The sequence below is a fragment of the Streptomyces sp. NPDC056600 genome (assembly GCF_042792855.1).
In the GTDB taxonomy this organism is placed as follows: domain Bacteria; phylum Actinomycetota; class Actinomycetes; order Streptomycetales; family Streptomycetaceae; genus Streptomyces.
Genome location: NZ_JBHTVQ010000125.1, coordinates 1 through 6326 on the forward strand (window position 1 = coordinate 1; position 6326 = coordinate 6326).

Sequence of the window (6326 nt, forward strand, 5' to 3'; positions counted from 1 at the left end):
GCCGAGGACCGGGTCCCGGGCCGTGGGGGCGCCGCGGGCCCGCCGCGCCGCACCCCCGCACCGGGGGGGGGGGGTAGCGGGCGCGGGGGGGGCCCAGCGGGGGGAGGACGGGCCCAGACAAACCCCCCGGGGCCCGCCCCCCCCCCCTCGGCTCACTTCCGGGCGTCTCGCCTCAGCTCACTTCCCGAGGGACCCATCCGTCGGCGCGGCCGGCCTCGCCGCCCTTCCGAGGATGCGCGGGAGACGTGGAGACCGGCGGGTCGGAGGGCGGGACCGGGGAGAAGAACGCACAGTGAGGCGCGCGGGGTGATCCGCGCGGGCCGGTCCGCGCCAGGTGCCGCACTCCGCCGCCCCGGGAGAGAGGACCCTTCATGGCGTTGCGGGAATCACGCCCGTCCGATGCCGCCGCCTCCGACGCCGGGGCGGTCAGGCGCCACCGGGCCCTGTTCCGGGCCGCGGAGCGGCGCCGGAACCCTCCGCTGCGGCGCACCGACATCACCGTGACGGACGAGGCGATGGTCCGTCGCGCGGTGAAGGCGGCCTCGCTGGGCAACGCGATGGAGTGGTTCGACTTCGGCATCTACAGCTATCTCGCCGTCACCATCGGCCACGTCTTCTTCCCGCCCGGGAACGAGACGGTGCAGCTGCTGTCGTCGTTCGCGACCTTCGCGGCATCGTTCCTGGTGCGGCCGCTCGGCGGCCTGGTCTTCGGGCCGATGGGCGACCGGATCGGCCGCAAGAAGGTCCTCGCGCTGACCATGATCCTGATGGCGGTGGGCACCTTCTGCATCGGCCTGATCCCGTCGTACGCCACGATCGGCTTCTGGGCTCCGGTGCTGCTGCTCCTGTTCCGGCTGGTGCAGGGCTTCTCGACGGGCGGCGAGTACGGCGGCGCGTCGACCTTCATCGCGGAGTACGCCCCGGACCGGCGCCGCGGCTTCTGGGGCAGCTTCCTGGAGCTGGGCACCCTGGCCGGTTACGTCGCCGCGGCGGGACTGGTCACGGTGCTGACGGCGCTGCTGGGCGACCAGGGCATGGAGGACTGGGGCTGGCGGGTGCCGTTCCTGGTGGCCGGGCCCATCGGCTTCGTCGGGCTGTACCTGCGGCTCCGGCTGGACGAGACGCCCGCCTTCAAGCGGCTGGAGGAGGAGTCCTCGCACCGCGCCACCGCGTCGCCGGCCCATGTCGAGCCCAGCGCCACGGCCGACCTGAGGGACATCTTCCGCACGCAGTGGCCCACCCTGATCCTGTGCGTCTGCCTGGTCGGCGCGTACAACGTCACCGACTACATGCTGCTGTCCTACATGCCGACCTACCTCTCCGACGAGATGGGCTACTCCGAGACGCACGGCCTGCTGTTCCTGATCGGCACGATGGTGGTCCTGATGCTGGTGATCAACCAGGTCGGCCGGCTCAACGACCGCCACGGCCGCAAGCCGCTGCTGATGGCCGGCATGCTCGGCTTTCTGGTGCTCTCCGCCCCGTCCTTCCTGCTGGTCAAGCAGGGCAGCTTCGTCGCCGTCGCGGCCGGGATGCTGATGCTGGGGCTGTCGCTGGTGTGCCTGCTGGGCACCATGTCCGCGGCGCTGCCGGCGCTGTTCCCGACGCCGGTGCGGTACGGGTCGCTGGCGGTGGGCTACAACCTGTCCGCCTCCCTCTTCGGCGGGACGACGCCGCTGGTGATCACCGCGCTGATCTCGGTGACCGGCAGCGACATGATGCCCGCGTACTACTCCATGGCGGCGGCGCTGGTGGGGGTGGTCTCGGTGGCCTGCATGAAGGAGACGGCCCGCCGCCCGCTGGACGGCTCCCCGCCGTCCGTCGCCACACCGCAGGAGGCCGCCCGCCTGGTCGAGAGCCGGGCCTCGAGCCCGCGCTTCTGAGGCCGCCCGTCGGCCCGGTGACGCGGGCTCAGCCCTCGCGGAGCCAGGGGCGCAGTTTCTCCGGGTTGCGGACCACCCACACCCGGGTGACGCGGCCGCCGGAGACGTCGAACGAGGCGACGGTCTCCACGGCCCCCGCCCGCCGGGCCACCAGGCCGGGCAGCCCGCCCACGGACCGCTCGACGAGCTCGAGCCCCGGGGCCCGGTCGGCGATCGCCGCCATGTACCGGGCGATGCGCGTCCCGCCCTCCACCGGGTGCGGCACGGTGCCGGCCAGGCCGCCGCCGTCCGCGGTCATCACGGCGGCCGGGTCGAGCAGGGCGATCAGCGCCTCGATGTCCTTGCTCTCCCACGCCTCCTTGACGCGCCGCACCACGTCCGCCCTGCCGCCCGCCTCCGGAGCGTCCGCGCCGCCGAGGCGCCGCCGGGCGGACGAGGCCAGCTGCTTGCAGGCGGCCGGCGTCCGGCCGAGCACTCCGGCGACCTCGGCGAACGGGTACCGGAAGACGTCGTGCAGGACGAACGCCACCCGCTCGGCCGGCGTCATCGCCTCCAGCACCACCAGGAAGGCCATGGACACCGACTCGTCCAGGACGATCTGGTCGGCGGGGTCCGCGGGGAGCGAGGAACCGGCGACTCCGGCGCGCTCCCACTCGGTCCGGTCGGGCAGCGGCTCGGGCAGCCACGCGCCGACGTAGCGCTCACGGCGGGCCCGCGCCGAGCCGAGCAGGTCCAGGCAGATCCGGCCGGTCACCGTCGTCAGCCACGCGCCGGGGACACGGATCTCCTCCCGCCCGACCGGCGGCAGCGCGAACCAGCGCGCGTACGCCTCCTGCACCGCGTCCTCGGCCTCGGCCACCGAACCGAGCAGCCGGTAGGCGACGTTGATCAGTCTGCGCCGCTCGCCGGTCACCCCGTCCGTCCCCGCCTCCACCGTCCCCATGCCGCGTCCGCCCCCCGCCTTACCTTTCGCAGGCCCGTGTCGTCGAGCTGTCGAGACCATATCGACGCGCTGCCCGAGGGCGGAAAAGGGGACTGTGACATGGCCACTGAGGTGACGGCGACCGCGGGGCGCGGCTCCTCGTTCCTGCGGATCGCGATAGCGCTGCAGACGGCGACGATCTTCCTCCAGGCGGTGTCCGCCGGGCTGCTGCTGACCGAGCCGTACGGGGAGACGCTGCACAGCGTGGGGGCGCGGGTGATGTACGGGGCGTCGATGCTGTACCTGCTCGCGGCGGTGCTGGCCTGGAAGCCGGGGGGCGGTCCGCTGCGCCCGGTGTGGCACGCGACGGGCTTCCTGGTCCTCGCCTCGGTCCAGGTGGTGCTCGGCGTCGCCCACGTGCCGTCCGTCCATCTGCCGCTGGGCGTGGCCATGTTCGGCCTGAGCGTGCTGGCACTCGTCCGGCGCTGACCCGGCGTCTTCGGCATACTCGGCCAGGACCGGGCCGGCGGCGCCGTACCCGTACCCCGAACGAGCACGAGCACAGGGAGACCCGGATGTCGCTGATCCTGCCCGACTTCTCCTCGTCCGTGGTGGTCCGCGCCGCGGACGCCGAGGTCACCGGCCGCCTGCCCGCGGCGATCCGGCTGCTGGCCGACAGCAGCGCGACCGGCGGAGCGCTGTCCGTCGTGCGCGCCACCCTGACCGGCGGGGCCGACGGCGCCCGGCCGCACCGCCACGACAACTCGGCGGAGATGTTCTTCATGGTGTCGGGGACGGCCCGGCTGCTGTCCGGCGAGGAGGTGGTCACCGCCGGGCCCGGCGACCTCGTGGTCGTCCCGCCCGGCATGCCGCACGCCTTCGCCGCGCCGCCCGGGCACGACGCCGACATCCTCGTCGTCATCACGCCCGGGGTGGAACGCTTCGACTACTTCCGCCATCTGCGGCGCATCGCGCTCGGCGAGGCCTCCCCCGAGAGCCTGCTGGACGTCCAGGAGCGGTACGACACCCATTTCCTGCGCAGCGGCGCCTGGGAGGCGGAGCGGTCCGACGAGCGGGAGCGGGAACGCTGAGGCGGCGGGAGGACCACCGGGCGGTGGAGCCGAAACCCCGTGGCGTCCCGGCGCCGCGGCCGTCCACACTGCGGCCCATGACGTTCCTGCACACCAATCCACTGTTCGGCAGGCTCGACGGCGCGCAGCGGATCCTCGTCGCGGGCGCGGGCGGCGGTTTCGACGTCTACGCGGGGCTGCCCGTCGCGCTGTCCCTGCAGCACCAGGGCAAGGAGGTGCACCTCGCGAACCTCTCGTTCACCGAGCTCACCGCGCTGCCCCTTGACGAGTGGGTGGCGGAGAACCTCGCCGCGGTCACCCCGGACTCCGTCCTGCCGGGCGACTACTTCCCCGAGCGGCCCCTGGCCCGGTGGCTGGACCTGCACGGCCGTCCGTCCACGGTGTACGCCTTCCCCCGGACAGGGGTGCGCCCGCTGCGGGACGCCTACCGGGCGCTGATCGACCGGCACGACATCGACGCGGTGGTGCTGGTCGACGGCGGCACCGACATCCTGATGCGCGGCGACGAGGCCGGACTGGGAACCCCGGAGGAGGACATGGCCTCCGTGGCGGCGCTCGCCGCGCTGGAGGAGGTCCCGGTGCGGCTGGTGGTCTCGGTCGGCTTCGGCGTGGACGCGTACCACGGCGTCAACCACGTGCAGGTGCTGGAGAACGTGGCGGCGCTGGAGCGCGACGGCGGGTACCTGGGCGCGTTCTCGATCCCGCGCGCGTCCCGGGAGGGCGCCCTCTACCTCGACGCGGTGGAGCACGCCCGGCACCACACCCCGGACCACCCGAGCATCGTCAACGGGTCGATCGCCGCCGCGGTGCGCGGCGAGTTCGGCGACGTCCGGTTCACCGAGCGGACCAGGGGCAGCGAGCTCTTCGTCAACCCGTTGATGTCCCTCTGCTTCGTCGTCGAGCTCCCCGCCCTGGCGGCCCGCTGCCTGTACCTGGACCGCATCGAGGAGACCCGTCTGATGCGGCAGGTCCACTCCCGCATCGCGGAGTTCCGGGACACGGTGATCACGCGCCCGCCCCGCCGCTTCCCGCACTGAGGCGTCGCCCGTCCTCCGAAAAAGGCGCCGCCGGCCGGGTCCGTTCGGCCACGCGCTGGAAAGCCTCCCTGTGTTCCTTCCCGCCACCCGCCCTCCGAAAGGGACCGCATGCAGCCCGACGACCCGTTACTCGTCCTGGATCCCACCGGCTCGGACGCGCACGCCGAACACCGGGCGCTGCACGCCCGCGGCCCGGCCACACCCGTCGACGTCCTCGGCGTGCGGGCCTGGTCGGTCTCCGACCCCCACCTGCTGAAGAGACTTCTGGTGGGCAAGGACCTCTCCAAGGACGCCCGCGCCCACTGGCCCGACTTCGTCGCTGTCGCGCCGACCTGGCCGCTGGCCCTGTGGGTCTCGGTGCGAAACATGTTCACGGCCTACGGCGGCGATCACCGGCGCCTGCGCCGGCTGGTCTCCTCCGCCTTCGGCGCCCGGCCCGTCGGCGCGCTCGCCCCGACCGTCGAGACCCTCGTCACGCGTCTGCTGGACGACATCGCGGGCAGCGGTGACGAGGTCGTCGACCTGCGGGAGAAGCTGGCCTTCCCGCTGCCGATAGCGGTGATCGCCCAGCTCATGGGCGTCCCCGAGGACCGACGCGCCGGTTTCCGCAGCCTCGTCGACGGCGTGTTCACCACCACGCTCAGTCGCGAGGAGGCCACCGCGAACGCCGTCTCGCTCTATCAGGCGCTCGACGAGCTGATCGCGAGGAAGCGCGCCGCACCGGCCGACGACATGACCTCCTTCCTGATCGCCGCCCGCGACGAGGAGGGCGACGACCGCGGCCTCAGCGACGTGGAACTGCGCGACACGCTCCTGCTGATGATCAGCGCCGGGTACGAGACCACCGGCAACGCCGTCGACCGGGCGGTCACCCTGCTGCTCACCCACCCCGACCAGCTCGCCCATGTCCGTGAGGGCCGCGTCGGCTGGGCGGACGTGGTCGAGGAGTCCCTGCGTCTCGAGCCGGCGGTCAAGCACCTGCCGCTCCGTTACGCCGTCGTCGACGTCCCCCTCCCCGACGGGCGGGTCATCCCCAAGGGGGCCCCGGTCCTCGCCTCCTACGCCGCTGCGAACCGGCACCCCTCCTGGCATCCCGACCCGGACGCGTTCGACGTCACCCGGGCCGGCAAGGAGCACCTGGCCTTCGGTCACGGCGTGCACTTCTGCCTGGGCGCTCCCCTGGCCCGGCTGGAGGTCGCCACCGCGCTGAGGCTGTTGTTCGCACGCTTCCCGGACATGACCCTGGCCGTCCCGGCCGAGGAACTGCGCCCGGTGCCCTCCCTCATCAGCAACGGTCACGAGCGCCTGCCCGTACGCCTGCACGGCCCGGGGTAGGGGCCCGGGGCCGCCGTGCCGGGGACGCCGCACGCGGCGCGGGCCGACGCCCGCGCCG

At 73.6% G+C, this 6326-nt stretch carries 6 protein-coding genes; 5 read left to right on the plus strand and 1 reads right to left on the minus strand.

What is annotated here, in order from left to right; all coding sequences use genetic code 11:
* The first annotated feature begins 371 nt into the window (after nucleotides 1-371).
* Complete coding sequence (gene proP, locus ACFRAV_RS31180; protein ID WP_382560940.1) at nucleotides 372-1883, plus strand: glycine betaine/L-proline transporter ProP; 1512 nt, start codon at nucleotides 372-374, stop codon at nucleotides 1881-1883.
* 28 nt (nucleotides 1884-1911) lie between these two features.
* Here proP and sigJ read toward each other — a convergent pair whose 3' ends face one another.
* Entirely contained in the window at nucleotides 1912-2826 is a 915-nt protein-coding gene (gene sigJ / locus ACFRAV_RS31185; protein ID WP_382560943.1) for an RNA polymerase sigma factor SigJ, read from the minus strand.
* Nucleotides 2827-2925: 99 nt separating this feature from the next.
* Between sigJ and ACFRAV_RS31190 the strand changes: the two genes are divergently transcribed.
* The 4 genes from ACFRAV_RS31190 to ACFRAV_RS31205 all read left to right on the plus strand — a co-directional run bounded on the left by ACFRAV_RS31190 (nucleotide 2926) and on the right by ACFRAV_RS31205 (nucleotide 6268).
* A complete protein-coding gene (locus ACFRAV_RS31190; protein ID WP_382560946.1) occupies nucleotides 2926-3294 on the plus strand; it encodes a hypothetical protein in 369 nt (122 codons plus the stop codon).
* An 86-nt stretch (nucleotides 3295-3380) separates the two neighbouring features.
* Entirely contained in the window at nucleotides 3381-3896 is a 516-nt protein-coding gene (locus ACFRAV_RS31195) for a cupin domain-containing protein (protein WP_382560948.1), read from the plus strand.
* A 77-nt stretch (nucleotides 3897-3973) separates the two neighbouring features.
* A complete protein-coding gene (locus ACFRAV_RS31200) occupies nucleotides 3974-4933 on the plus strand; it encodes a DUF1152 domain-containing protein (protein ID WP_382560951.1) in 960 nt (319 codons plus the stop codon).
* Nucleotides 4934-5041: 108 nt separating this feature from the next.
* A complete protein-coding gene (locus tag ACFRAV_RS31205; protein WP_382560954.1) occupies nucleotides 5042-6268 on the plus strand; it encodes a cytochrome P450 in 1227 nt (408 codons plus the stop codon).
* Nucleotides 6269-6326 lie beyond the last annotated feature (58 nt).